We start from the raw sequence: 25,588 nt of genomic DNA on the forward strand, positions 1-25,588 counted from the left end.
TGCGGGGCCGAGCCATGGCCGTCGAATCAGCTGACGCCGACCGGTTCCTTCGTCGTCTCGGTCGAACGCTGCTGCAACTCACGCAGCTTGGAGCCCTCGACGTCGATGTCGGGCAGGATGCGGTCGAGCCACTTCGGCATCCACCACGACCACTTGCCCATGATCACCAGCAGCGACGGAATCAGCACCATGCGGACGATGAACGCGTCCAGCAGCACGCCCGCCGCGAGTGCGAAGCCGAACGACTTCGCGGTCACGTCGGTCTCCAGCAGGAAGGAGCCGAACACCGAGATCATGATGATCGCCGCCGAGGTGACCACACGCGCGCCGTGGTGGTAGCCGGCGACCACCGCGTCCTTGGCCGACTTGCCGTGCACGAACTCCTCGCGCATCCGGGTCACCAGGAAGACCTGGTAATCCATCGCGAGGCCGAAGACCAGCCCGATCAGCATGATCGGCAGGAAGCTGATCAGCGGATGCGGGTCCTCGATCAGGCCGAGCTTGCCCTCCTGGAAGATCAGCACGGTCGCGCCGAAGGTCGCGCCCATCGACAGCAGGAACCCTAGCGCCGCGGTGAGCGGGACCAGGATCGACCGGAACACCAGGATCAGCAGGACGAATGCCGCGCCCGCCACAATCGCCAGGTAGGGCACGATCTTGCTGAGCAGCACGTGGTCCACGTCGGCGTAGATCGCCGTGGTGCCGGTGATGCCGTACTCGATGCCGTACTCGGCCTTCAGCGCTCCTTCGGCCTCCCTGGCGTCCTGCACCAAGTCCTTGGTGGCCTGGTTGTTGGGCCCGGACTTCGGCACGCCGTCCAGCAGCGCGCCCTGCTGGTCCTGGCTCCACTGCGGCTCGGTGACGTAGTCCATGCCGGGGTAGGACGCGAGCTTGTCGCGCAGCGCCTTGACCGCGGCGTCCCGGTTCTCGGCGGGCACGGCGCTCAGGTCGACGGCCACGTTCAGCACGCCGTTGCTGCCCTCGCCGAAGCCCTCGGTGCGCAGCTCGTAGGCCTTCCGGATGGTGGAGGTCTTCGGCATGCTGTCGTCGCCGGGCAGGCCGAGGTTCAGGCCGGCCGCGGGGGCGGCGAGCGCGCCGAGCACCACGACGCTCAGGATCAGCGCGACCCACGGCATGCGGCCGATCAGCCGGCCGAAGCGCATGCCGTTGGTGACCGAGTTGTCGTCATCCGGATCGTGCTGGGCGACCACCGGCAGCTTCGGCTTGAACAGGAAGCGGCCGAACGCGCCGAGCAGCGCGGGCATCAGCGTGACCGCGGTGAGCACCGCGAAACCGGCGGCGATCGCGCCACCCAAACCCATGAAGGTCATGAACTGGACACCGACGATGCTCAGGCCGGCCAGCGCGATGATTACGGTCAGACCGGCGAACACGACGGCGGAACCGGCCGTGCCCAGCGCGGTGCCCGCGGCCTCTTCCGGCGAGTCCTGGACCGCGAGTTCGTGCTTGTACCTGGACACGATGAACAGCGCGTAGTCGATGGACAGCGCGATACCGATCATCGAGGCGAGGAACGTGGTGAAGCTGGGGATCTCGATCACCGAGGTACCGAGCATGATCAGCGAGGTGGCCGCGCCGAGGCCGATGATCGCGGTGACGATCGGCACGAACGCCGCGACGATGGCGCCGAACGCGACGATCATCACGACCAGCGCGACGGCCATGCCGATCATCTCGGACTTGCCGCTGGGCGCTTCCTGTTTCTGCGCGATAGAGCCGCTCATCTCGACCGTGAGCCCGGCATTGCGCGCGTCGGAGGCGACGTCGTACGCCGCTTCCCGGTGGGCGTCGGTCACGTCGGTGAACTTCGCGATCGTGAACGGAACGTTGATCACCGCCACGGTCGCGGGCGCGGTCTGGCTGAGCACGTTCAGCGGGGCGCCACTGCACTGCGCGGGGTCGGGGTCGGCCAGGCAGCCCATCTTGTCGGCCGCTTCGACCGGGTTGACGATGGGTTTGCTGTGATCGACGATGTCGAGCTGGCCGAGCTTGGCGATGAACGCGTCCAGTGCCGCGCGGTTCGCCGGGTCGGTCAGCTTCTGCCCCTCCGGAGCGCCGGCGACGTAGGTCCCGGTGACCGCGTCGAACTGGAACGCGGCGGAGGCGCCCGGGAAGTGCTTGTCCAGGATCTCGTTGGCACGTTCGGACGGCAGGTTCGGCATGCTGAAGTCGTTGCTCATCGGCTTGCTGAGCTGGGCCCCGAGACCGCCGAGGAGCACGAACAAGACGAGCCAGACGGGAAGGACTATCCATTTCCGGCGGAAGGCGAACTTCCCCCATCTGTACAGATAAACGGACACGAGTGGTTCTCCTAGCGATGACTGGGATCGTGCTGGGTCTGCGTGTAGACAGCACTTGCGGGGGTAGCCCTGCCTGCCTCCGCCTCCACTGACGCTTTCTGCCTACCGTGCGGTAGGTAGACTACCCAGGAGCTAAGCGGAGGAACAACCTCTATTCTGCGGGCGACGTTCGCTCCATGCGAAGGTGATGAGAGGATCATCGAATGTCTGTGCGTGACACACCCGGCGCTGTCGCCGCAGGTAGAGGCACTAAAAGTGCGATTCGAGACGCCGCGGTGAAGCTATTCGGGGCCAAAGGATTCGAGCAGACCAGCTTGCGCGAGGTCGCGGATGCGGTAGGAATCACAAAGGCGTCGCTCTACTATCACTATGCGTCGAAGCTCGATCTGCTATTGGCGATCATCGATCCGATCGTCGATCACATGCGTTCGGTGGTGAACGATCTCGACCAGGTGCCGCACGAAGCCGAGAGCATCCGCCAGGTGCTGCGGACGTATCTGCGCGGCCTGATCCATCACCGCGACGCCGGGGCGCTGATCGTGCGCGACACCGTCGCCATCATCAACGCCATGGCCGACCGCTATCCGGATCTCATGGACGCCAGCCAGGCGCTGCGCGAGTGGCTGGCCGGACCGGACGCCACCGAGGAGGCGCAGTTGCGCGCCTGCGCCGCGCTCGAGGTGATCGGGGTCGCGCTGGTGTCCAAGGAACTCGTGCCCGGTGCCGACGATTCACTGGTGGAATCCTCACTGCTGGATGCCGCGACCTGCGTGCTGGCAGGCGGCGGCGCGTAGATTCGAGCTATTCCCTCGATGCCAGGAGTCGCCGCTGTGCACATCACCGCGAAGGTCGATTACGCGGTGCGGACGCTGCTCGAGATCGCCAGTGCGCCGCGAACAGACCAGTCCGTCGTCGGGCTCGGCGCACCTCTCGTGCAGGCCGCGCCCGTGGTCAAGGCCGAAGCGATCGCCACCGCCCAGCGGATTCCGCCGAAGGTGCTCGAATCCGTGCTCGGCGAACTGCGCCGCGCCGAACTGGTGATCAGCAGGCGCGGTCCGGACGGCGGCTACTGGCTGGCCAAACCCGCCGCCGACATCTCCATCGCCGACGTGATCCGTGCGATCGAGGGCCCGCTGGCGTCGGTGCGCGGCGCCCGGCCGGAGGACGTTCGTTATTCCGGTGCGGCCGAGCCGTTGCAGCGGGTGTGGATCGCGCTGCGGGTCAATATTCGTGCGGTGCTGGAGGACGTCACCATCGCCGACATCGCGAGCGATCGGCTGCCCGGATTCGTCGAGGCGCTCACCGAAGACCCCGGCGCCTGGGCGCGCCGCTAGCTCCGTATACCCCGACGGGAGAGCATTCATGCAGGTCAGAAATCTCCACGACGCCTCGCGCCGACAGCCGGTAGCCTGCGATCCATCATGCTGATCAGACTCCTCCGCTCGCATCTGTACCCCTACCGCGCCCAGCTGGCGGGGGTCGTCGTGCTTCAGCTGATTTCCGTGATCGCGATGCTGTATCTGCCGAGCTTGAACGCGGACCTGATCGACAACGGCGTCACCAAAGGCGATCTCGGCTTCATCTGGACCACCGGCTTGTGGATGCTCGCGGTCACGGGCGTGCAGATCGTCGCGTCTGCCGCTTCGGTCTATCTCGGCGCGCAGGCGGCCATGGGCGCGGGCCGCGACCTGCGCGGCGCGCTGCTGCACCGCGTCGGGACGTTCTCCGCGCGCGAAGTGGGGATGTTCGGCGCGCCGTCGCTGATCACCCGCAATACCAATGACATTCAGCAGGTTCAGCTGCTCATCGTGATGTCGGCGACCATCCTGGTGATGGCGCCGATCATGTGTGTGGGCGGCATCATCATGGCGTTGCGCGAGGATCTCGGTCTGTCCTGGCTGCTGCTGATCGCGGTGCCCGCGTTGGCGCTGTCCATGGGCGTGATCATCTCCAAGATGGTGCCCGGCTTCCGGGACATGCAGGCCAGGATCGACGAGGTGAATCGGGTACTGCGCGAGCAGATCACCGGAATTCGCGTGGTGCGGGCGTTCGTGCGGGAACGGCAGGAGACCTGGCGATTCGGCCTGGCCAACACCGAACTCACCGACACCGCGCTGCGAGTGGGCCGGTTGATGGCGCTGATGTTCCCCACGGTCATGCTGATCAGCAATGTCACCGCGGTCGCGGTGATCTGGTTCGGCGGGCACGCGATCGACGCCGGGCACATGCAGATCGGTTCGCTCACCGCGCTGCTGTCCTACATCATGCAGATCCTGATGGCCGTGATGATGGCCTCGTTCCTGGCCATGATGGCGCCGCGCGCCGCGGTTTCCGCCGACCGGATCGGCGAGGTGCTCGACACCGAATCCTCGGTGCACCCGCCGCGGCTGCCGCAGCCGTTCACCGATGACCCGGCCGTCGTGGACTTCCGATTCGCCGAATTCGCCTTCCCCGGCGCGGAAAAACCGGTACTCAAAGCCATCCGATTCCAGGTGCGCCCCGGCACCACCACCGCGATAGTCGGCTCCACCGGCGCCGGGAAAACCACGCTGATCAACCTCATTCCCCGGCTGATGGACGTCACCGACGGCGCGGTCTACATCGGCGGCACCGACGTCCGCCACATCGACCTGGAGATATTGCGTTCGCAGATCGGCCTCGTGCCGCAGAAGGCGTACCTCTTCTCCGGCACGATCGCGAGCAATCTGCGCTACGGCAATCCGCACGCCACCGACGAAGAACTCTGGCGCGCATTGGAGATCGCGCAGGCCGCCGATTTCGTCCGGGAGATGCCGGAGGGGTTGCAGACACCCGTTGCCCAGGGCGGCACCACGGTCTCCGGCGGTCAGCGTCAGCGGCTGGCCATCGCGCGAGCGCTGGTGAAGAAGCCGAGGGTGTACTTGTTCGACGACTCGTTCTCCGCGCTCGACGTCGCGACCGACGCCAGGCTGCGTGAGGCGCTGAAGCCGGTGACCGCGGACGCGTCGGTCCTCATCGTCGCTCAGCGCATCGCCACCATCCGGGACGCGGATCAGATCGTGGTGGTCGAAGACGGCGCGATAGCGGGTATCGGCACCCACGAGCAGCTACTACGGGATTGCTCGGAGTACCGGGAGATCGTCGAGTCGCAACTGAGTGCCGAGGAGGCGCGATGAGACCCGGAATGCCCACTCCCGGTGCGCCGGGCACCAAGGCGAGATCGTTCGGACCATCCCTGAAACGGCTGCTGCGCAGGCTCGCTCCGGAGCGTTTCCAGGTCGGCCTGATCATCGCGCTCGTCATCGTCTCGGTGGTGCTGAACACCATCGGGCCCTACATCCTCGGCAAGGCGACCAACCTGGTCTTCGACGGCGTAGTCGGCAAACAGCTGCCGTCCGGCGTGACCAAGGACCAGGCGATCGAAACCCTGCGGGCCAAGGGCGACAACACCTTCGCCGACATGCTCGGCGCCATGGACGTGGTGCCCGGGGTCGGGGTGGACTTCGGCGCGGTCGGACGAGTCCTCGCCCTGGTGCTCCTGCTGTACATCGGCGCGGCCGTGTTCGGATGGCTGCAGGGCTACCTGCTCAACATCGTGATCAACCGGACGGTGAAGCGGCTGCGCGGCGAGGTCGAGGACAAGATCCATCGGCTTCCGTTGCGCTACTTCGACTCCGCACCACGCGGTGACGTGCTCAGCCGCGTGACCAACGACGTGGACAACGTCTCGCAGAGCCTGCAACAGACCATGAGCCAGCTACTCGTCTCGGTGTTCTCGGTGCTCGGCATCCTGGTCATGATGTTCTGGATCTCCTGGCAGCTCGCGGTGATCGCATTGCTCACCGTGCCCGCCGCCATCGTGGTCACCGCGCAGATCGCGAAACGGTCCAAGCCGCACTTCGTCAACCAGTGGAAGTACACCGGCCTGGTCAACGCTCAGGTCGAGGAGGCGTACACCGGGCACGAGGTGGTCATCGCGTTCGGCCGCAACCGCGAGGTCGGCAAGGAATTCGACCAGCGCAACGAGGAGCTCTACCAGGCCAGCTTCAAAGCGCAGTTCATCTCGGGACTGATCATGCCCGCGATCATGTTCCTCGGGAACGTGAACTTCGTGCTGGTGGCGCTGGTCGGCGGCCTCAAAGTGGCGACGGGCAGCTTGTCGCTCGGCGAGGTGCAGGCGTTCATCCAGTACTCCCGTCAGTTCAGTCAGCCGCTGACCCAGCTCGGTGCGATGGCCAACCTGTTGCAGTCCGGCGTCGCCTCCGCCGAGCGGATCTTCGAGATACTCGACGCCGAGGAGCAGAGCCCGGACCCGGTGATGGCCGACGCGCGCCCGGTCGACCGCGGCCGGGTGGAGTTCGAGGCCGTGTCGTTCCGCTACGAACCCGAAAAGCCGGTGATCGAGCGGCTGTCGCTGGTGGCGGACCCAGGGCACGTGGTCGCCATCGTCGGGCCCACCGGCGCGGGCAAGACCACGCTGGTGAACCTGCTCATGCGGTTCTACGAACTGGACGCGGGCACGATCACCATCGATGGCGTCGACATCACCGAGATCACCCGCGATCATCTGCGCTCGCGCATCGGCATGGTCTTGCAGGACACCTGGCTGTTCCGCGGCACCATCCGGGAGAACATCGCCTACGGCAACCCGAACGCGAGCGAAGAAGAGATCCTCGCCGCGGCGCGCGCCGCCTACGTCGACCGTTTCGTGCACGCGCTGCCCGACGGCTACGACACCGTCATCGACGAGGAGGGCTCCGGCGTCAGCGCGGGCGAGAAACAGCTGATCACCATCGCGCGCGCGTTCCTCGCCAAGCCGTCCATCCTCATCCTGGACGAGGCGACCAGCTCGGTGGACACCCGCACCGAGTTGCTGGTGCAGCACGCCACCGCCGCCCTGCGCCGCGACCGGACCAGCTTCGTCATCGCCCACCGCCTGTCCACCATCCGCGACGCCGACCTGATCGTCGTCATGGAAGCGGGCCGGATCGTGGAACACGGCTCGCACGAACGATTGCTCGAGGAGCGGGGGGCGTACTACCGCCTGTACAACGCCCAGTTCGCCGGGGTGGTGTGAGGTCGGTGAGCGGTGGGCTGGTTCGGGTGGCGGCCGGCGAACTGCGAGGATAGCGGGGTGTCCGGTCCCGAATCCTTTTCCTTCACCGTCGGTACGCGCCTGGACGGGCGGCACGGCCGGTCCGGTGTGATCGCCACCCCGCACGGGTCGATCGCGACGCCCGCGTTCATCCCGGTGGGCACCAAGGCGACGGTCAAGGCGGTGCTGCCGGAGACCATGCGGGAACTCGGCGCACAGGCGCTGCTGGCCAACGCCTACCACCTCTACCTGCAGCCGGGCGCCGACATCGTGGACGAGGCGGGCGGGCTCGGCGCGTTCATGAACTGGCCGGGGCCGACCTTCACCGACAGCGGCGGGTTCCAGGTGATGTCACTGGGCGTCGGCTTCAAGAAAGTGCTGGCGATGGAGGCGGTCGACGTGCGCAGCGACGACGTGATCGCACCCGGCAAAGAGCGGCTGGCCACCGTCGACGACGACGGTGTCACGTTTCGCTCCCACCTCGACGGCTCCCTGCACCGGTTCACCCCCGAGGTGTCGATGGGCATCCAGCACCAGCTCGGCGCCGACATCATGTTCGCTTTCGACGAGCTCACCACGCTGCTCAACACCCGCGCCTACCAGGAGCGATCCGTGCAGCGCACGCACGAGTGGGCGCAGCGCTGCATCGACGAGCACGAGCGGCTGACCACCGCGCGCACGCACCGTCCGTACCAGGCGCTGTTCGCCGTCATCCAAGGCGCGCAGTACGAGGACCTGCGCCGGAAGGCGTGTCGCGGGCTGGAATCGATTCGCGGAAGCGCGGGAACGGGGTTCGACGGCTACGGCATCGGCGGCGCGCTGGAGAAGCACAATCTGGGCGCCATCGTCGGCTGGTGCTGTGACGAGCTGCCCCAGGACAAGCCGCGTCACATGCTCGGCATCAGCGAACCGGAGGATATCTTCACCGCGATCGAGAACGGCGCGGACACCTTCGACTGCGTGAATCCGTCCCGGGTCGCCCGCAACGCCGCGATCTACGTCGATACCGGCCGGTTCAACATCAACACCAGCCGCTTCCGTCGCGATTTCACCCCGATCGACGAGAACTGCGATTGCTACACCTGCGCCAACTACACGCGCGCCTACATCCATCACCTGTTCAAGGCCAAGGAGATGCTCGCTTCCACGCTGTGCACCATTCACAACGAACGGTTCACGGTCCGTCTGGTCGACCGCATCCGGCACAGCATCGAGGGCGGCTACTTCGACGAGCACAAGGCCGAGACATTAGGGCGGTGGGGGAGTGGAAAGGCTGTTCGGGAACACGACGGCGCGGGTCCGCAAGGTTGATCGGTAGCTTCGCGGAGCCGCGATCGTCCCTTGTGGCGCCCGCGCCGCAGGGTGGTCAGGGAACTCGTCAGGTGTGCAGTGGATCTGCTCCGGTCGGCGCGTAACTGGGTTCGTGCTTCTTGAGCAATGCGATCACCCGGTACGTGATCGGGAGCACGATCACCTCGCAGAGGGTCTTCCAGAGGAAGCCGACGATCACGTAGTTGAGGAACTGCTGCCAGGTATCGATGCCGATGGCGCCGGCGGCGATCGAGCAGAAGATCAGCGTGTCGGCGAACTCGCCGACGATGGTCGATCCGATGAGCCTGGCCCACAGATACTTTTCCTTCGTCCGCTCCTTGATCGCCACCAGCGTCGCCGAATTCAGCAGCTGGCCGACGAAGTACCCGGCCAGGCCCGCGATGACGAGCCGCGGTGTCGTCCCGAGAACGGTCCGGAACGCCTCTTGGTTCTCGTAGAAGCTCGCGGCGGGCAGCCGGATCGCGATGGCGAAGCACACGACCGTCAGCAGGAGACCCGCGAAGCCGTAGTAGATGGCCCGGCGGGTGGCGCGGAAGCCGTACACCTCGCTCAGCACGTCGCCGAGGATGTAGGCCAGGGGGAACAGGAAGAAGGCGCCGTCGGTGGCGATCGGCAGGATTTGTAGCGGCCCGAGCGACACCGATCGATCGCCGAGGAACTCCACCCCCTTGGTGGCGCAGATGTTGGAAATGATCAGGGTGGCGGTGAACAGGGCCACGATCGGTGCGTAGTACCCCCGCGCGACCTGGGCAAATGCCGCATGGTCCGCGGGGCGCCCAGGCCCGCCGTGCTCTTGCGTGGTTTTCGACTCACTCACCCGCATCATCCAACCAGGTTGTGGAATACGCTGTAGCAATGACGAATCCCGGCGATTCCGACGAGTGGTGGAAGCAGTACGGCGGCCAAGGCGTGTCGCCGGAGTCCGGTGGGCAGAGTTCGGTCCCGCAGTATCCGAGCCCTGAGCAGCAGCCGTCGGGTTACCCGTCGGCTCCGCAGTACCCGGTCCAGCCGCCCTCGCAGCCGATGACGCCGCCTCCGCAGCCGCAGTATCCGTCCTACCAGCAGCCTGTGCAGCCCTACGGCCAGCCGAACTACGGCTACCAGGCCCCCTACCAGCCCTACGGTGTCCCGGCGCAGGGCACCAACGGCATGGCGATCGGTGCGCTGATCTCGTCGCTGGTCGGGTTCGTCACCTGTGGGCTCGGCTCGATCGTTGGCATCATCCTCGGTGTGATCGCGCTGAATCAGGTCAAGCAGAGCGGTCAAGAAGGACGCGGCATGGCGCTGGCGGGCATCTGGATCGGTGTGGGCGCGATCGTGCTCGGCATCCTGTGGTTCGTCGTCGTGATCATCGCGGGGGCGACCAGCGCGTAGCGGCAGGGCCGGGAAAGCAAAACAGGGGCGCACCCGATTCGGGTGCGCCCCTGCGCGTTCGATGCCGCTGTGGCGGATCAGGCCTTGACGACCTGGGTGCCGCCGGCGAACTTGTCGTGCCAGCCCTGCTTGTTCGGGTCCTGCGAGATGGTGACCATGATGTAGATCGCCAGACCCAGCGAGACCAGGCCGCCGACGCACGGAATGATGTTCGCCGCGACGAAGGCGTTGCGCTTCAGCGAGGTGACCGGGTCGATCTTGGCGGCGCCGCCCGGGGCGAGCACCTTCAGGCCGAGGATCTTCTTGCCGAGCGTGGTGCCCTGCGAGGTCTCCATGCCGACGAAGTAACCGAGCTGGACCAGGGTCCACACCAAGCCGAGCCCGATGGTCAGCCCCACCGAGTTGTTGACCAGGATGTACAGGATGAAGTACGGGATCATCAGGATGATCGCGTCGATGACACGGGCGCCGATGCGCGTGCCGAGGTCGCCCGGCTGGCCGCCGTAGGCGTTGAACCCTGGCTGTTGCGGGTACTGACCGTAGGGATCCTGCCCGTACTGCGGCTGCTGCTGCCCGTATTGCGGCTGCTGCCCGTACTGGGGCGGCTGCTGCCCGTATTGCGGCTGCTGCCCGTACTGGGGCGGCTGCTGCCCGTACTGGGGCTGCTGCTGCTGCCCGTACTGTTCGCCCCCCTGCGGGTGCGGCTGCCCGTACGGCTGCCCGCCCTGAGGATACTGGTTGGGGTCGTACCCACCGCTTGTCATAGTTGTTTGTCCTCGTCGATTGATCAGTAGTTGGACGATGCGTACGTTACGGACATGGGCTGCTTCGCAACAACCCATGAACGTCGAGTATCCACGGTTCGCGGGGTAGCCGCCGGGTGTCGAAACACGCGAGTAGCTCGGACGACGATGTCGCGGTCCAGCCGAGCGAAGCGGCCAGTGCCGAGACTACTTCCTCCGGCGTGTTGCCGAGCGCCAATCGTTCGCGGAGTGTCACCGCCCCATCCCGTTTCGCCAGTCGCCGCCGCTCCGCGTTGAGCACCAGCGGCACGTGGGCGTAGCTCGGCACCGGCAGACCGAGCAGCGTCGCGAGGTAGGCCTGGCGCGGGGTCGACGGCAACAGGTCGTCGCCGCGCACGACCTGGTCGACGCCTTGTGCCGCGTCGTCCACTACGACGGCGAGGTTGTAGGCCGGGACGCCGTCGCCGCGCCGCAGTACCACGTCGTCCACCGGGCCTCGGTAGCGTCCGTGCAGCTCGTCCCACACGTCGAATTCGGTGGCCGTGGCGCGCAGGCGCAGTGCGGCCGGACGACCCTCGGCGCGCAACCGGGCACGTTCCGAAGCGCCCAGCGTGCGGCAGGTACCCGGGTAGGCGCCCATCGGGCCGTGCGGCGCTGTCGCGGCTTTCTGAATTTCCCTTCGGGTACAGAAGCATTCGTAGGTGAGCCCGGCGGCGGCGAGGCGTTCGATGGCCGCCTCGTACCGCGCCGATTGTTCGGACTGGCGTACCACGGGTCCGTCCCAGTCCACGCCGATCGCCGTGAGGTCCTCCAGCTGCCGCTGCTCCGCACCGGGACGCACCCGGTCCAGGTCGTCGATCCGCAGCAGGAAGCGACGGCCGGTGGAACGAGCGAACGCCCAGGCCAGCAGCGCTGTGCGGAGATTGCCCAGATGCAGGTCCCCGGACGGGCTCGGCGCGTACCGGCCCGCGCCCGACTCAGCCACAGGCCCGGCTGGTAGACGATGAGGTGCGCACGTCGGCCATGGTAGGAGCGACGCGATCAACCGCGCAGACGCGGCCGCAGGTCGGCGTCCGCTGGTTCGCCGCCGGCGTCCAGCGTGGCGAGCAGTGCCTCGGCGTGGGTGACCAAGCCGGCGAGGTCGATATCGTAGGGCGCTTGTCCGCCCTCCGGCTGGTATGCCGTCAACCGCGACACGGCGCGGTCGAGCAGTGTACGCGCCCCTTTGGGATTACCGCGCTGTATGTGGGTTAGTCCGACAGCGAACTGCGCGAGCGCCTGCCACAGCATCCGCTCGGCGAACGGTCCGTTCTTCCATGCAGCCTCTAAAACCTCGTGTGCGTTGAATGCAAGTCCGTCGTCCAGCAGTTGCTGGGCGAAGGTCAAGGTTTGCTGGGGTGGAAGATCGAGATCGTCCGGAATTCGGGCAACTCCGGTGCTGCCGGGAGGCAGCGGACGCCCGAGACGGTCGCGCGGACGGGCGTTACGGGCGCGACCTGCGTCGTCGCGTGCGCGTTCGACCATAGGTTCCATCATGCACGGCCGCCGTGGGCGCGTCGACGCGGGCCGTGGGCGTGCGCGAATTGTCCTCCGATAACAGAGCAATCACATCCGTTAAAAAGATTGTGGTACACCAGTGTGTGGAATGAATGAGGAGGGCTGGCAATGCTCCCGCAACTTCTTCTCTTCGCAAACGTGTGTGGTTGCGATGATTGAATAGGCAAGAGCCGGGCAAACTTTCGAAGGACCTGCTAGTGTTACCGCGCGGGGACAGGCCCCGCGCGAGGTTAATTTCCTCTCGAACTCGATGTGCGATTTCGACGCACCGGGAAAGTGCGCTCCGGCACGGGGTGCACCACGGGATTCGGCTTTCCAGTCGGGTACCGATGCTAGCTGGAACGATGTCAGGAGAAATCTCGCTCTCGACGCAGCAAAGGAGCTAGTGCCGTGGAGGTTGATTGGACGGGCGCTGTGTGGCGCAAGAGCACATACAGCGGTCCGGATGGGAACTGCGTGGAAGTCGCTTTTCTCGGCGACGGCAATGTCGCGGTTCGTGACACCAAGGACAGTGGACGTGGCCCGGTCTTGGCGTTTGCGCCGGGTGAGTGGGATGCATTCCTAATGGGGTTCTCGACGGGAGAGTTCCGGCGCGGCTGAACCGCTTCGGAATCGCCTGAACAAGGCAAAGCGGGCCCCGGGTCGTGTGGACTCGGGGCCTTCGCGATTTTCGGTCGGGTGGGGTGTGGCGTCGATCCTCAGTGCGCAGAACCGTTTCCGTCACCGTTCGCCCGTTGCTGAACCTTGCGCAGCACAGTGAGCTGCCTGCGTTCCTCTTCGTGCTCGATCTCGAAGTGCCGCACGCTTTCGGCGCGCGGATCCGCGCGCAGGAAGCTGCCGGTGCCCGGCTTGCCCGCCGCGCCCAGCTTGCTCATCTTCTTCGGGACCGGCGCGCCCTGGTACTCCAGCGGAATCGGGTGACCGTGCGCGTCGACCGGACCGAGCGGCTGATGCACCTCGATGTACTCGCCGTGCGGCAAGCGCTTGACCACGCCGGTCTCCACGCCGTGCTCGAGCACCGCGCGGTCACTGCGCTGCAAGCCGAGGCAGATGCGGTAGGCCAGCAGATACGCGATCGGGGGTGCGAGCAGGATGCCGATGCGACCCATCCAGGTCGTCGCGTTCAGTGAGATGTCGAACTTGTACGCGATGATGTCGTTGACGCACGACAGCGTCAGCACCACGTAGAACGCGATGGCCATCGCGCCGATCGCCGTGCGGACGGGCACGTCGCGCGGACGTTGGAGCAGGTTGTGATGGGCGCTTCTGTCGCCGGTGAGGCGCTTCTCGATCCACGGGTAGGCGATCAGCACGGCGAACACCAAGCCCATGAGCAGCGCCACCCAGAACACCGCGGGCACGGTGTAGCGGCCCAGATACAGCTCCCACGGCGGCATCAACCGGGCCAGGCCGTCGGTCCACATCATGTAGAAGTCCGGCTGCGAACCCGCCGAGACCTGCGAGGGGTTGTACGGACCGAGGTTCCAGATCGGGTTGATCTGGAACACGCCGCCCATGATGCCAACGATGCCGAGGGTGAAGGCGAAGAAAGCGCCCTGATCAGCGGCGAACACCGGCACGATCCGGGCGCCCACCACGTTGTTCTCCGTACGGCCCGGGCCGGGGAACTGGGTGTGCTTCTGGTACCACACCAGCGCCACGTGCGCGGCGATCAACGCCAGGATGATGCCGGGGAACAACAGCACGTGCGCGATGTACAGGCGCGGGATGATGATCTCGCCGGGGAAGTCACCGCCGAAGATCAGCCAGTGCAGCCATGTGCCGATGATCGGGATGGAGATCGTGATTCCCGAGAACGCGGCCCGTAGGCCGGTGCCCGACAGCAGGTCGTCGGGCAGCGAGTAGCCGAAGAAGCCCTCGAACATCGCCAGGATCAGCAGCAGCGAGCCGATCACCCAGTTCGCCTCGCGCGGCTTGCGGAACGCGCCGGTGAAGAAGATCCGGAACAGGTGCACGATGATCGAGATGGCGAACAGCAGCGCCGCCCAGTGGTGCACCTGTCGGACGAACAGACCGCCACGCACTTCGAAGGAGAGGTCGAGCGCCGTCTCGTATGCCCGCGACATGGTGACACCACGAAGTGGCTGGTAGGAGCCGTTGTAGACGACCTCCGTCATGGACGGGTCGAAGAACAGCGTCAGGTAGACGCCCGACAGCAGCAGGATGATGAAGCTGTAGAGCGCGATCTCGCCGAGCAGGAACGACCAATGCGTCGGGAAGACCTTGTTGATCGACCGCTTCATGAACGCGGCGGCACGATATCGCTCGTCCGCCTCATCGGCTTGGTTGGCAATTGTGCGAGCTAGATCTATAGCCATGGCCGACACCCCGCCCTGGGTGAGTGGTATCTGTTCCTACTACAGACGGTAGCAGAGCCGTGCGCGGGAATCGATGGGGTTTTCGGGAGAATTGTGGAACAAGATCATTCACATTGCGCCGGATCGTCGGGCGGTGCCCGATCCGAGTCGATATCGTTTTACTCGTGAGCGCAATCGCACCGCAGGACGCGACGATGTATTGGCTGTCCAAACGGACGCGCAACGACCTTTTTCTGCTGTATTGCTTCGCCGACCGCGGACGGCCCACCGAGGAGCTGCGCGCCGCCGTCGCCGAACGGAGCGCGCGCATCGCGGACCTCGGTGTCCGGTTGCGCGAACTGCCCGCCGACGTCGATTACCCGCTCTGGACGCTTTGCGAATCCGCTGCCGAGCAATTCGTGGAACACGAACTGGCGGTGCGTAATTGGTCGCACCTGCTGGACACCCTCGGCGACCTGCTCGGCACCGGCGTCGATGCCGCCGTGCGCCCGTGGCGGCTGCACGTCTTCCGTGCGATCGCCGACGCGCCAGGGCAGGAAGGTGAGCCCGCGCTGGTGGTGGTGCTCCAGATGTCCCATGCGCTGGCCGATGGGCGGCGGGCCTCGGCGATCGCGCGTGCGCTGTTCGGCGGGGAAGACACTCGCGCAATGGGGGACGAAGACCGAACGCGGTTGTCGGCGCCCGGAGGGGTTCGGACAAGAGAAGACGGCGGTATCGAGGCCGCGGGTGCCGGCAGTTCGGTCGGCGAGGCTCGGCGCACGCCCGGTGATCGATCGTTGCTGGACGTATTCACGCAGAAGGTACTCGCTGATTCGCGGGGGTTCGGCTGGGCGGCCGTGGCCCGTGGGCGGACGATCGGTGCTGCGGTGTCGGCCAGTGTGTTGCCGGTAGGAGTGCTGGTCGACTCGGCTGTCGGTCTGCTGCGTGTGCCGGTTCGGCTGGCCGCGACCGCGGTGCGTGGCTACCAGGCATTTCGAGCCCAGCAGCGGTTGACGGAGCTGACGAAGGCGGGCGAATTGCCGCCGCCCGGACAGGGGTACCCCCCGAGCGCGCTGAATCGGACGACAGCGGAGGGGATCTCGCGGCACGAAGCTCGGATATTGGTGTTTCCCGCCGAAGATTTGCGGGTGCCCGGTCGTACCGTCACGGTCGTCGTCTTGACCGCGGTGTCGCTGGCGCTCGCCCGCTACCTCGCCGACCGGGGCGAGCCGGTGCAGCGTCTCGGTGCGCAGGTCCCGATGGCCCTTCCCGAGGTCGACCGCCCCCGCAACAACTATCGCAGCCTCGGCGTCGATCTCTTCATAGACGAACCCGATCTGCGCCTGCGCGCCGACAAGATCGCCGCCGCGCTCGCCGACCGGCGCCGCCGCGCGCGGCATCCGCTGTTGTCGGCGCAGGACCGCGTCACCGCCACTGTCCCCGCCCCGGTGCTGCGCCGGGACATGGACCGCTATCCCCTCGACACCGTTCCCGGCTCGATAGCGGGGCACACGGTCGTCTCCAGTGTCGATCGTGGCCCGGCCGACCTGTCCTTCGGCGGCGGGAAGGTGCGATTCACGGGCGGGTTCCCGGCTCTCGGCTCCGTCATGCACCTCACGCACGGCGTGCACGGCCTCGGCGACACCGTCACCATCTCCCTGCACGCCGATCCGGCGGTTCTACCGGATCTCGACGCCTACGCCGCCCACCTCCGTGCCGCGCTGCTCGAAACACACCTCGCCGGGCGTGACTCCGCTCCGGCTTGACGAGCGGTTGCCCGCGGGGTCAAGAACGGGCGAGGGCAGGCTGGGGCGTGGCCTGATGGACTTCGGCGGAGATCTTGATCTCCAGTTCGAGCCGGGTGACGTTGATGACCGAGCGTTCCTCCTCGACGGTGTTCTCGATCGCTCGCGACCACAACGCCTGGATCTCGGTGATCTCCTCGGCGGTGGCCTCGCCGTCGAGTTCGATCCTGCGGCGCTGCAAACTGATGTTCAGCGCCGCCGTAAGCGTACGCATCAGGTCTTCACAGCGATTGGGGATCTTGCGGTGTGCCACGACGCGCAAGCTGCTGATGAAACCCCGCGAGCCGATGATGATCTGCCGGATCTCCTCGTCCACCTGATCCAGTTCATCGGTCTCCCAGCGCTCGCAGCGCAACAACTGCTGGCGCACGTCGCTCGAGATGGCCAGCACGGCGGAAACCGCGGTCAGCACCGATTCCCGTCGCCATTTGTCGTGCTCGCGCCGCTCGGCCGCCGCGTTGGTCGACTCCACGCTGCGCTGCGCCGCGTCCAAGGTGACCCGGTTCCGCTCATCCGCGGCGGTGAGCGCCGCCCGGTTCGTGCGGTTGTTGACCAGCACGCCGACCAATGCCGCTATGGCAACGATGAGGGAACCGAAGAGCGGAAGCCACTGAGTCACGGGGACGATCATTCCATCGGAATGGGATGTCGCACAGTCTAGATCGGACGAACCGGGCTCACCCTGGTGTTCGGGCGCTAGGGGTCGGCGCGAGCGCCCCGGCTCTTGCGGATTGATTGCGCCGCGAACCCGTAGCCACCGAACGGCGAATGCCGCCCGTCGAGTCGACTCCTGTATCGGGCGAGTGGCCTAGCTCACAGCTGGCTCAGCCGTTGAACGCGTGGTCTGGACGCCGCCGTAGCACATGCGAAAGGCCAGGCCGGACGCGTTCAAGCGTCGGGCCTGGCCTTTCGTGGCGGAGGATAGGGGATTTGAACCCCTGAGGGCGTTAACCCAACCCGCGTTCCAGGCGAGCGCCATAGGCCACTAGGCGAATCCTCCGTGGAGCAGCATACCGGTAGTCCCCGGTCGGTCGCCAAATAGGTGGGGGGATAGGAGTGAAGTGCCTGGTCGAGCGGGGTGGTGGACCCGGAGGGTGGTGTTGCGGGCGGGAGGCGCTACACTGGCCGACGGATCCCGCGCGGCGCGCATCCTGTGAACTCCCCCAGGGCCGGAAGGCAGCAAGGGTCAACGGGCTCTGCCGGGTGCGCGGGGTCCCCTTATCTATCGGCTCGCGCGTGTTGATGCGCGGATGCCGAGCATTCGCTCGATCGGTGCGGCCTGTGCGACCCCGGTCCCTGCGGATCCGCGTCGGTCGGCGGATAACGCCTCCAAATCCGGGCACCACGCGGGTAACGTGAACAGCGTCCGCGGATGCACGTGCCTCTGCATGGACAACTGTTCGGTCGCCGCCCATCGGTCCGGCCAGACCATCGTCCCTTCGCTGCTTGAAAGGCTGCCCAGGATGCCCCGGCAAACGCAGATCGGTTTGATGAGCCATGAGGAGCTCGTGCTCGAGCACGACACCCAGACCGCGAACTACGCGAAGCTCGAGACCGAGAAGCTCACGCTGGACCTGACCAGGGGAAAACCTTCGCCGGAGCAACTCGACTTGTCCGCCGCGCTGCTGCACCTGCCCGGCGAGGGCGATTTCCGCGACGGCACAGGCACCGACTGCCGCAACTATGGTGGCCTGCACGGTCTCCCGGAACTGCGCGCGATCTTCGGCGAGTTGCTGAACATCCCGGTGGACAATCTGCTCGCGGGCAACAACGCCAGCCTCGAGCTGATGCACGACGTGATCACCTACGCGATGCTGTACGGCACCAATGATTCCGAGCGTCGCTGGGCCGCCGAGGACACCCTGAAGTTCCTGTGCCCGGCCCCCGGTTACGACCGGCACTTCGCGATCACCGAGGCGCTCGGATTCGAGATGATCCCGATCCCGATGCGCCACGACGGCCCGGACACCCACGCCATCGCCGAGCTGCTGGCGAACGACCCGCAGATCAAGGGCCTGTGGGCGGTGCCGAACTACGCCAACCCGACCGGCGTGGTGTTCTCCGAAGACGTCGTCCGCGAATTGGTTTCGATGCCTGCGGCGGCGCCCGACTTCCGGCTGTTCTGGGACAACGCGTACGCGGTGCACCCGCTCACCGACACCGCCGCCCCGGTGATCGACGTGCTCGGCCTGGCTGCCGCCGCCGGAAACCCGAACCGCCCCTTGGTGTTCGCCTCCACCTCGAAGATCACCTTCGCGGGCGCGGGCGTGAGCTTCCTCGGCGGTTCCACCGCGAATCTGGACTGGTACCTGAGCCACGCGTCGAAGAAGAGCATCGGCCCCGACAAGATCAACCAACTGCGTCACCTGCGCTTCTTCCGCGATGCCGACGGCGTGCGCGAGCACATGCAGAAGCACCGCGCCATCCTGGAGCCGAAGTTCGCCCTGGTGCTGAAGGTCCTCGAGGACCGCCTCGGCGCGTCCAAGGTGGCGTCCTGGACCGAGCCCAAGGGCGGTTACTTCATCAGCCTGGACGTGCTGGAGGGCACCGCGGCGCGAGTGATCGCGCTCGCGAAGGACGCGGGTATCGCGCTGACGGCAGCCGGTTCGGCCTTCCCATACAAGAACGACCCGGAGAACAAGAACATTCGCATCGCGCCGAGTTTCCCGAAGCTGCCCGAGCTGGAGAAGGCGATGGACGGCCTGGCCACTTGCGTGCTGCTTGCGGCCACCGAGAAGCTGCTCGGCAAGTAGCAGCGGACCTGGAATCGATCGCCCGGCGCAGGTTTCGTGCCGGGCGATCCTCCTGTGTGCTCGACCGCCGACAGCTTCCTACCCGGTCTCCAGCAGTTCCTTGAGCCGCGCCAGATCCCCGCGGTTCGCCCGCCGGATCGCTGCTTCCAGCACCGGTGCGGCGAGTTTCCCGAATCCGCTCGGCTCGCCGCGGTTGCGCAGCGTCATGCGGGTGCCGCCCTCCGGCGTATCGGCCCAGGTGTAGCTCGTCTCCATCGGAAACGGCCCCTGCGCGGTGCGCATCACCAGCCGTATGCCGGGCTCGTAAGCGATCACCTCGTAGGTATAGGTCAGCTTGTTGCCGAGGAAGTGCGCGACGAACGCCATGCGCGAGCCGACGCCCAGCGGCGGCTCCGTTTCCCAGGTGACGCGGTGGATGCGCGAATACCAGGCCGGAGCATGCGCCGGATCGGCCGCGTACGCCGCGACCAGCTCGCGGGAGCGGTCGATCACGACGTCGGTGCGCACGTCGACGGCCACCGGCCGGGTCAGTGCGGCTTGTGCGCGAGGACGGCGAACATGGTCACCGAGAGATGGATGTCGCCGTTGGCGGCGCCCGCCTTCAGGTCGGTGAGCAACTGCTCGCGCTGCGCCTCGGTGATCGCGCCGCGCGCGACCGCCATCGCCGAGACTCTGGTCACCAGCGACCCCGCGCCCACGCTGCGGTCCTGCACGAGGGCCTGCGAACCGATGTCGTCGACCACCAGGCCCGCCTTGGTGAGCAGGCCGGGGAGCCGACGGCCGGACAGCGGATTGGTGGTGGCCGACACGAGAGTATCGATCACCTCCCGGACGACCTGCCGGTCACCGGGGTGCATGATCGCCGTTCCCCAATCGCTGTCCACCACGACGACGCGTCCACCCGGGCGGAGTACGCGCGCGATCTCGTTGGCCGCGCGGGCGGGCGCGGTCAGATGCTGGAAGACGCGTTCGCACAGGACGGCGTCGAAGGTGTCCGCGCCGAACGGCACGCCGTAGGCGTCTCCGGAGTGGAATCTGGCGGTCGAGCCGGCCTCGGCGGCGCGGCGCTCGGCGGAGGCGAGCAGATGCGGGTCCGGCTCGATCCCGACCGCGCTGCCGTCCGGCCCCACCGCTTCGGCGAAGGTGATGACCTCCGTGCCGGTACCGGAGCCGATGTCCACGGCGTCCTCGCCTGGCCGCAGCGCGAGGGCTTCGTGCGCCCAGGTGCGCAAGCGGCGGATACCGGGCAGCGCGGCCTGTAGGTCGCGCACGTCGACGAGTTGGTCCTCGCCTGCTCGGTCGAACCGATCGGGGCGCAATGCGTAGGTGTTCATGGGCCCGTGTCCATCCCTGGCCGTTGCCGTCGTCTTGGTCGGTGTCGCCGTCATCTGAGGCATGGCCTGGAGCCTACGCGGCAGGTCATCTACCCGCGCGTAGCCACTGTGAGGTGAGTCACTCTTCATGTCGGGCCGTGCCGACCCGGGCTCTGCCGCCCCGACGGCGCCGATGAGATGATCGACCCGTCCCCAGCACACCGAGCAGGAGGTAGGCGATGACTCGCACGCTATGCCTGGCGCAGGACGCCGAGGCGGACAAGCTACTGACCGAGGATCACTTCGCCACGCTGCTCGGTATGCTCCTGGACCAGCAGTACCCGATGGAGCACGCCTTCCGCGGCCCGAAGAAGATCGCCGACCGGATGGGCGGTTTCGACATCCGGCGTATCGCGGAGGCCGACCCGCAGGAGTTCGAGGAACTCGCCGCGACGCCGCCCGCGATCCACCGCTACGGCCGCTCTATGGCCCGGCGCGCCCAGGAACTCGCGCGTTATGTCATCGAGCACTACGACGGCAAGGCCGAGCACATCTGGACGGCGGGCGACCCGGACGGGAAAGAGGTGCTGCGCCGCCTGAAGGACCTCCCCGGCTACGGCGAGCAGAAGGCGAAAATTTTTCTGGCCCTTCTGGGTAAGCAGCGCGGCGTGCGGCCGGAGGGCTGGCGCGCCGCGGCGGGCGCGTACGGCGACGAGGGCTCACGCCGATCGGTTGCCGACGTGACGGACACCGAATCTCTCGGGCAGGTAAGGGAATTCAAGAAGCAGGCGAAAGCGGCGGCCAAAGCGAAGTAGTACGGCGACTGTAACTCTCCGGTTGCCTATTTGAAATCGTCCTGCGTTTTTTCCTCGTTCTCGCACAGCCGGTGCCTGATGCTTTTGCCTGGAACGGCTCCACCTGAGATGAGGGATTGCAGGACATGAGGATGAGGAAACTCGCCGTGGTGGCGGCGCTGGTGACCATTGCGACCGGAGTGGCCGCGGGGACATCCGGTGCCGCGCCGGCGGAAGAAAACGCTGAAAGCGCAATTAATTTCACCGCGTACGCGACGGATACCCAGTCGATCATCGAAACCGACGCGGGTTCGCTCGCCGTCGAGGACGAGGTGCTCAAAGTAAAGGCCTCCAACGGTACCGTGCTCGCGGCGCAGCCGCTGCGGTTTCAGTTGGAGGACTTCGAATTCCCGATCGCCGCACAGATTTCCGGTCGTAGCGCGACGCTGACGCCGCTGTTCGACCGCGAGCACGCGGTGTACAAGCCGGTCGCCCTGCCGTACGAGGACAAGGCGCCGTGGAAGACCGAGTACGACCGTGAGGTCGCCGCTTGGACCCGCCTGACCAGTACGATCGCCGCCGGTGCGACCGTCGGCACGCTCGTCGGCGGCATCGCGGGCGGTGCCGTCGGTTGCGTGCTCGGCGGTATCGCCGGCGCCACCGTCGCCTCCGCGGCGATCGTCGGTCTGTTCGGTGCGTTCATCCCGGCCGCCGCCATCGGCTGCCTCGGCGGCATCATCGCCGTCGGCGCGCTCGGCACCCTGGCGGGCCAGCTGCTGGTGACCGCTCCGGTGGCGGTCGCCGCCGCGATCCAGTACTTCACGACGATCAATCAGCCGTTCAACGCGCCGAAGTAATCCTTCCGAGCGAAAATACCTCGCCCCCTGCGGAGCTCTCCGGGGTGCGGGGTCTTTTCGCGTGCCCGCGACCTGCGGAAACAATGTGCCTGTGCACACAACGGCGCGTCGGGGGTTGGTGCGTCGCGGAAATCGGTGTTAATTTTGATGACATGTCTGCCGGCCGATGCAACCTCCTGCGCGTCACTTACGTGACCGCCGCGCTGGGTCTGCGGCTGCCATTGACACGCGAACTGTGTCGCCTCTCTTGCTGCAGCTGAGCGGTTTTTCCTGCTCGTTTGCTGCCTCGCCGCCCATGTAGGCATGTCCCGTCGATTACGGGACTTCAGCAAGGATCCGCACAATGTCCCTTCCCACCCTTGAACGATCCGTCTCCAGGGTTGCCAACGGCCGCGCCCGCGTTCAGCGTCCGGTTGTCGCTCCCGAACTGCGCCTCGCCGACAACCCGGCGGCCGCGGTCCTGCGCGCCGCCACCGGAGGTCCCGTTTCACGCGACAACGCCGCGCGCACAACGGGTCTGAGCATCGCCACGGTCAACCGCCAGGTCTCCGCTCTGCTCGCGGCAGGCCTGCTGCGGGAACGCCCCGACCTGACGGCCTCGGGTGCGGTCGGGCGCCCCCGCGTCCCCTTCGAGATCGACCACGACGCCTACCTCACCATCGGCATCCACATCGGCGCCGCGGTCACCAAGATCGTCGCCGCCGACCTGCGCGGCCGCATCCTCGGCGGCCTGGCCATCGCCACTCCGCAGACCGGTCAGGAGTTCGCCACCACCACCGTCGCCCGCAGTGCGAAGGCGTTCCTGCAGCGCTGGCACCGGCGCAAGGCGCTGTGGGCCGGCGTCGCGATCGGCGGGCGGGTCGACCCGCTGACCGGCGTCGTCGATCACCCGAAACTGGAATGGCGCGCAGCGCAGGTCGGTTCGGTGCTCGGCGAGGTGCTGGAGTTGCCCGTCTCGGTGGCGCCGCACGTCGAGGCGATGGCCGGCTCGGAGCTGTTGCTGCCCACGGGTGAGCCCAAGGACCAAGCTCGCCTCGAGCGGGGCAGCAGTCTGTACTTCTACGTGCGTGAAACCGCCGGTGTCGCGGTGACTCTGGACGGCCGCGTGCACACGCCGAGCAACGGCCCCGGATCGATCGCGCATCTGCCCACGGGTTCGGACGTTGAATGCACCTGCGGACGGCGTGGCTGCTTGGAAGTGACCGTCGGTGATCGGTCGCTGCACTCCAGGGCCGTCGGCCGCGGCATCATCCCGGCGCACAACGGCACCGCGGGCTCGACCATCGCCGACCTGTACCGGGCCGCGGAGGCCGGATCGGAGTCCGCGCGCGAATTGCTCGCCGAACGGGCCACCATTCTCGGTCACACCGTGGCGATGGTGCGCGACATGCTCAACCCCGATCGGGTGGTCCTCGGCGGCCAGGCCTTCACCGGTTACCGCCCCGCGGTCGCGCATGTGGCGCGGGCGTTCAATCAGGGGTCGACGCTGCCGCCCACCGACATCCGGATCAGCGGATTCGGTGGCAAAGTGCAGGAATACGCCGCGGTCGTGACCTCGCTGAGCGTCCTCTACGCCGATCCGCTGGCCGCGGTACGGCGAACCGCACTGAGCGACTGAGTAATACGACGAAGGGCGACCGGCCACTGCGGCCGGTCGCCCTTATTCGTGCGCGTGACGCTAGCGGTGCGGATCGCCCGCGATGGCGAAAAGCCCCTCCAGCGCGGTGATGAAGAACGGGAAGTGGCCTGCGAAGCGCTGCAGGTTGCGGTCGCGTTCGAAGCCGCCGAACCAGTAGAGGCCGGGTTGCGCGTCGGCCGACGGATCCAGGTCACGGAAGACGCGGACCCAGTTGTCGGCGCGTGCGCCGAGCACCATGAACGGCAGAGCGCGGGAGAACACGGTCTCTTGGTCGATCGGCGGGATCTGTTCGCGCCGGACATTTTCCAGGCCACGCTGCAGCGCGCGGATCTGCCGGGCAAGCTCCATCCCGCGCGCTGTGCGCACCGGCAGGTACTTCGGCGCGAACAGGGTCGCGACGCCACCGAGCGCGATGGCGACCCCGACCAGGGCATGTCCGGAGGTGAGCGCGAGCACCACGGTCGCCGCGACACCCGCGACCACCAGGGCCCCGCCGAGCCACAGGGCGAGGCCGGGACGGCGGCGATCGAGGAAGTTGCCCTGAGCGACGGCGTCGGCGACCAGCGCGGCGCGTACCGGTTCGGAGGCCACGCGCCCCGGCTTGCGCAGCTCGCCCAGTGTCACCGCGTCGGAGCCGTCGGGCAGCAGCGCTCGGTAGACGGCCTTCTCGTAATCGCGCAGCTGATCGTCGGGAGTGTTCACCCGGGTGATCCGCCAGTCGCTGTCGCTGAGGGGCGCGATCCGGATGTAGCGGCGCACCGCGAGATCCACCACAGTGGCGGCGATGTCGACCGGATCGACATGTCCGTCCAGCAGCAGCCCGGCCGAACCGGGCAGCGTGCCCTCGGGCGAGGTGAATTGCACGCGATCGCCCTCGCGCAGCAGCGGGTCGATCGTCGCGGAACCGCCGCCCACCGTCGCGTCCTGGCGGCGCGCGCGCAGCACGAAGGCGGTCAAGCCCGCCAGCGCGAGCAGCAACACGCCGAACGCGACGAGCACCGGGGTGGTGATCGTGAAGGGGCCCGCGTCGCCGCTGTCACGGACGTCGGCGTTGCTCGGCACGGTGCCGGGCGGCAATTGCAGCGTCAGGTCGATCGCGTCGCCCTTGTGCAGGTCGGTCTGCTCGAGGAAGAGGACGCCGTCGGACTCGATCTTGACGTCGGCGCACGGCCGGGCGTTACCCGGCGGGCCGAGTTTGCAGTCCACGATGCCCATTTCGAAGCTCGGGCTGATCAGCGCCGCGCTGATGGACGCGATGTCGGTATTGAGCACACCGAGCCAATGGAAGACCTGGGTGCCCCGCGCGTCGCTGACGGTGTTCTGCACGGAATACCGGAAGGTAGATTCGCCGGGCCGAGCCTCGATGGTGAACTGGTCGTTGGCGACCGTCGCGGTGCCCGCGCCCTCGGTGTCCACATCGGTGACCCGGAAGACGCGCTCGGCGTCGTCGCTCACCTGCAACCGCAGCGGAAGCGACATCCGGAACGAGCCGTCCGGCGGCACCGAGACCTGTTCGACCACTTCGAGGACGCCCTCGCGGCTCAGCTTCAGATCGGCGGTGATGGTCACGCCGTCCGGCGCGGGCTGGGCCTGGGTGACCGGGGCCGTCGCGAACATCCCCGCGATGGCGAGAAGCAGCGCGCCTAGGGCGGCCCCCCGAAAAGTCAGCATGGCTGCCTACTCTAGACAGCTTGCTATCCTGCGTCAG

Annotated in this window: 22 protein-coding genes, 1 tRNA gene and 1 other RNA gene; 13 read left to right on the forward strand and 11 right to left on the reverse strand. The window is 67.0% G+C overall.

All coding sequences use genetic code 11. From position 1 onward, the window contains the following. Positions 1-26: 26 nt before the first annotated feature. Positions 27-2,321, reverse strand: coding sequence for an MMPL family transporter (locus tag ACFU5M_RS07590; RefSeq protein WP_379045411.1), 2,295 nt, complete (start codon positions 2,319-2,321; stop codon positions 27-29). Positions 2,322-2,524: 203 nt separating this feature from the next. On the opposite strand from ACFU5M_RS07590, the gene ACFU5M_RS07595 reads away from it, so the two are divergent. The 5 genes from ACFU5M_RS07595 (at position 2,525) to tgt (ending at position 8,706) form a co-directional block, all read left to right on the forward strand. After that, positions 2,525-3,115, forward strand: coding sequence for a TetR/AcrR family transcriptional regulator (locus ACFU5M_RS07595; RefSeq protein ID WP_379045414.1), 591 nt, complete (start codon positions 2,525-2,527; stop codon positions 3,113-3,115). Between the two features lie 36 nt (positions 3,116-3,151). Further along, positions 3,152-3,655, forward strand: coding sequence for an RrF2 family transcriptional regulator (locus ACFU5M_RS07600; RefSeq protein WP_379045417.1), 504 nt, complete (start codon positions 3,152-3,154; stop codon positions 3,653-3,655). An 87-nt stretch (positions 3,656-3,742) separates the two neighbouring features. Then, positions 3,743-5,476 (forward strand): ABC transporter ATP-binding protein, encoded by a 1,734-nt coding sequence (locus ACFU5M_RS07605; protein ID WP_379045420.1) that lies wholly within the window; start codon positions 3,743-3,745, stop codon positions 5,474-5,476. Continuing rightward, positions 5,473-7,377, forward strand: a complete 1,905-nt coding sequence (locus ACFU5M_RS07610; RefSeq protein WP_379045423.1) for an ABC transporter ATP-binding protein — start codon at positions 5,473-5,475, stop codon at positions 7,375-7,377. The genes ACFU5M_RS07605 and ACFU5M_RS07610 overlap by 4 nt, the downstream gene beginning before the upstream one ends. A 57-nt stretch (positions 7,378-7,434) precedes the next feature. Continuing rightward, on the forward strand, positions 7,435-8,706 hold the full coding sequence (tgt, locus tag ACFU5M_RS07615) for a tRNA guanosine(34) transglycosylase Tgt (RefSeq protein WP_379045426.1): 1,272 nt from the start codon (positions 7,435-7,437) through the stop codon (positions 8,704-8,706). A gap of 67 nt (positions 8,707-8,773) precedes the next feature. On the opposite strand, the gene ACFU5M_RS07620 is transcribed toward tgt, so the two are convergent. Then, the gene (locus tag ACFU5M_RS07620) at positions 8,774-9,553 is read right to left on the reverse strand and encodes a queuosine precursor transporter (protein ID WP_379045429.1); all 780 of its coding nucleotides are present in this window, start codon (positions 9,551-9,553) and stop codon (positions 8,774-8,776) included. A 29-nt stretch (positions 9,554-9,582) separates the two neighbouring features. On the opposite strand from ACFU5M_RS07620, the gene ACFU5M_RS07625 reads away from it, so the two are divergent. Continuing rightward, positions 9,583-10,101, forward strand: coding sequence for a DUF4190 domain-containing protein (locus tag ACFU5M_RS07625; RefSeq protein WP_379045432.1), 519 nt, complete (start codon positions 9,583-9,585; stop codon positions 10,099-10,101). A gap of 77 nt (positions 10,102-10,178) precedes the next feature. Here the strand turns inward: ACFU5M_RS07625 and ACFU5M_RS07630 are convergent, their stop codons facing one another. The 3 genes from ACFU5M_RS07630 to ACFU5M_RS07640 are packed head-to-tail and all read right to left on the reverse strand — an operon-like array spanning position 10,179 to position 12,368. After that, positions 10,179-10,865: an RDD family protein gene (locus ACFU5M_RS07630; protein WP_379045435.1), complete on the reverse strand. Its 687-nt coding sequence runs from the start codon at positions 10,863-10,865 to the stop codon at positions 10,179-10,181. Positions 10,866-10,911: 46 nt separating this feature from the next. Continuing rightward, entirely contained in the window at positions 10,912-11,829 is a 918-nt protein-coding gene (gene gluQRS, locus ACFU5M_RS07635) for a tRNA glutamyl-Q(34) synthetase GluQRS (protein ID WP_379045438.1), read from the reverse strand. A gap of 56 nt (positions 11,830-11,885) precedes the next feature. Beyond that, complete coding sequence (locus ACFU5M_RS07640) at positions 11,886-12,368, reverse strand: DUF309 domain-containing protein (RefSeq protein ID WP_379045441.1); 483 nt, start codon at positions 12,366-12,368, stop codon at positions 11,886-11,888. A 447-nt stretch (positions 12,369-12,815) separates the two neighbouring features. Here ACFU5M_RS07640 and ACFU5M_RS07645 point away from each other — a divergent pair, with 447 nt between their 5' ends. Beyond that, the gene (locus tag ACFU5M_RS07645) at positions 12,816-13,001 is read left to right on the forward strand and encodes a DUF397 domain-containing protein (RefSeq protein ID WP_379045683.1); all 186 of its coding nucleotides are present in this window, start codon (positions 12,816-12,818) and stop codon (positions 12,999-13,001) included. Positions 13,002-13,099: 98 nt separating this feature from the next. Here ACFU5M_RS07645 and ACFU5M_RS07650 read toward each other — a convergent pair whose 3' ends face one another. Then, positions 13,100-14,740 carry a cytochrome bc complex cytochrome b subunit gene (locus tag ACFU5M_RS07650; RefSeq protein ID WP_379045443.1) on the reverse strand — a complete coding sequence of 547 codons (1,641 nt, stop codon included), beginning with the start codon at positions 14,738-14,740 and terminating at the stop codon, positions 13,100-13,102. Positions 14,741-14,904: 164 nt separating this feature from the next. Here ACFU5M_RS07650 and ACFU5M_RS07655 point away from each other — a divergent pair, with 164 nt between their 5' ends. Beyond that, entirely contained in the window at positions 14,905-16,485 is a 1,581-nt protein-coding gene (locus ACFU5M_RS07655; RefSeq protein WP_379045446.1) for a WS/DGAT domain-containing protein, read from the forward strand. 19 nt (positions 16,486-16,504) lie between these two features. Here ACFU5M_RS07655 and ACFU5M_RS07660 read toward each other — a convergent pair whose 3' ends face one another. Together ACFU5M_RS07660 and ACFU5M_RS07665 are read right to left on the reverse strand one after the other, a co-directional pair. Then, on the reverse strand, positions 16,505-17,143 hold the full coding sequence (locus ACFU5M_RS07660) for a hypothetical protein (protein WP_379045449.1): 639 nt from the start codon (positions 17,141-17,143) through the stop codon (positions 16,505-16,507). Positions 17,144-17,436: 293 nt separating this feature from the next. Continuing rightward, a tRNA-Ser gene (locus ACFU5M_RS07665) sits at positions 17,437-17,524 on the reverse strand. A gap of 127 nt (positions 17,525-17,651) precedes the next feature. Here ACFU5M_RS07665 and ffs point away from each other — a divergent pair. Together ffs and ACFU5M_RS07675 are read left to right on the forward strand one after the other, a co-directional pair. After that, positions 17,652-17,746: signal recognition particle sRNA small type (gene ffs, locus ACFU5M_RS07670), an RNA gene on the forward strand. A 241-nt stretch (positions 17,747-17,987) separates the two neighbouring features. Next, positions 17,988-19,277, forward strand: coding sequence for an aminotransferase class I/II-fold pyridoxal phosphate-dependent enzyme (locus ACFU5M_RS07675; RefSeq protein ID WP_379045452.1), 1,290 nt, complete (start codon positions 17,988-17,990; stop codon positions 19,275-19,277). A gap of 78 nt (positions 19,278-19,355) precedes the next feature. Here the strand turns inward: ACFU5M_RS07675 and ACFU5M_RS07680 are convergent, their stop codons facing one another. Both ACFU5M_RS07680 and ACFU5M_RS07685 read right to left on the reverse strand, forming a co-directional pair. Further along, positions 19,356-19,796: an SRPBCC family protein gene (locus ACFU5M_RS07680; RefSeq protein ID WP_379045455.1), complete on the reverse strand. Its 441-nt coding sequence runs from the start codon at positions 19,794-19,796 to the stop codon at positions 19,356-19,358. Positions 19,797-19,804: 8 nt separating this feature from the next. After that, entirely contained in the window at positions 19,805-20,611 is an 807-nt protein-coding gene (locus ACFU5M_RS07685; protein ID WP_379045686.1) for a methyltransferase domain-containing protein, read from the reverse strand. 218 nt (positions 20,612-20,829) lie between these two features. On the opposite strand from ACFU5M_RS07685, the gene ACFU5M_RS07690 reads away from it, so the two are divergent. The 3 genes from ACFU5M_RS07690 (at position 20,830) to ACFU5M_RS07700 (ending at position 23,859) form a co-directional block, all read left to right on the forward strand. Next, positions 20,830-21,405 carry an HhH-GPD-type base excision DNA repair protein gene (locus ACFU5M_RS07690; protein ID WP_379045458.1) on the forward strand — a complete coding sequence of 192 codons (576 nt, stop codon included), beginning with the start codon at positions 20,830-20,832 and terminating at the stop codon, positions 21,403-21,405. A gap of 125 nt (positions 21,406-21,530) precedes the next feature. After that, positions 21,531-22,241, forward strand: a complete 711-nt coding sequence (locus tag ACFU5M_RS07695; protein WP_379045461.1) for a hypothetical protein — start codon at positions 21,531-21,533, stop codon at positions 22,239-22,241. A gap of 343 nt (positions 22,242-22,584) precedes the next feature. Beyond that, positions 22,585-23,859 (forward strand): ROK family protein, encoded by a 1,275-nt coding sequence (locus ACFU5M_RS07700; protein WP_379045464.1) that lies wholly within the window; start codon positions 22,585-22,587, stop codon positions 23,857-23,859. Positions 23,860-23,919: 60 nt separating this feature from the next. Here ACFU5M_RS07700 and ACFU5M_RS07705 read toward each other — a convergent pair whose 3' ends face one another. Continuing rightward, the gene (locus ACFU5M_RS07705) at positions 23,920-25,551 is read right to left on the reverse strand and encodes a DUF2207 family protein (RefSeq protein WP_379045467.1); all 1,632 of its coding nucleotides are present in this window, start codon (positions 25,549-25,551) and stop codon (positions 23,920-23,922) included. Between the last annotated feature and the right edge of the window lie 37 nt (positions 25,552-25,588).

The organism is Nocardia sp. NPDC057455, assembly GCF_042802775.1.
Lineage (GTDB): Bacteria > Actinomycetota > Actinomycetes > Mycobacteriales > Mycobacteriaceae > Nocardia.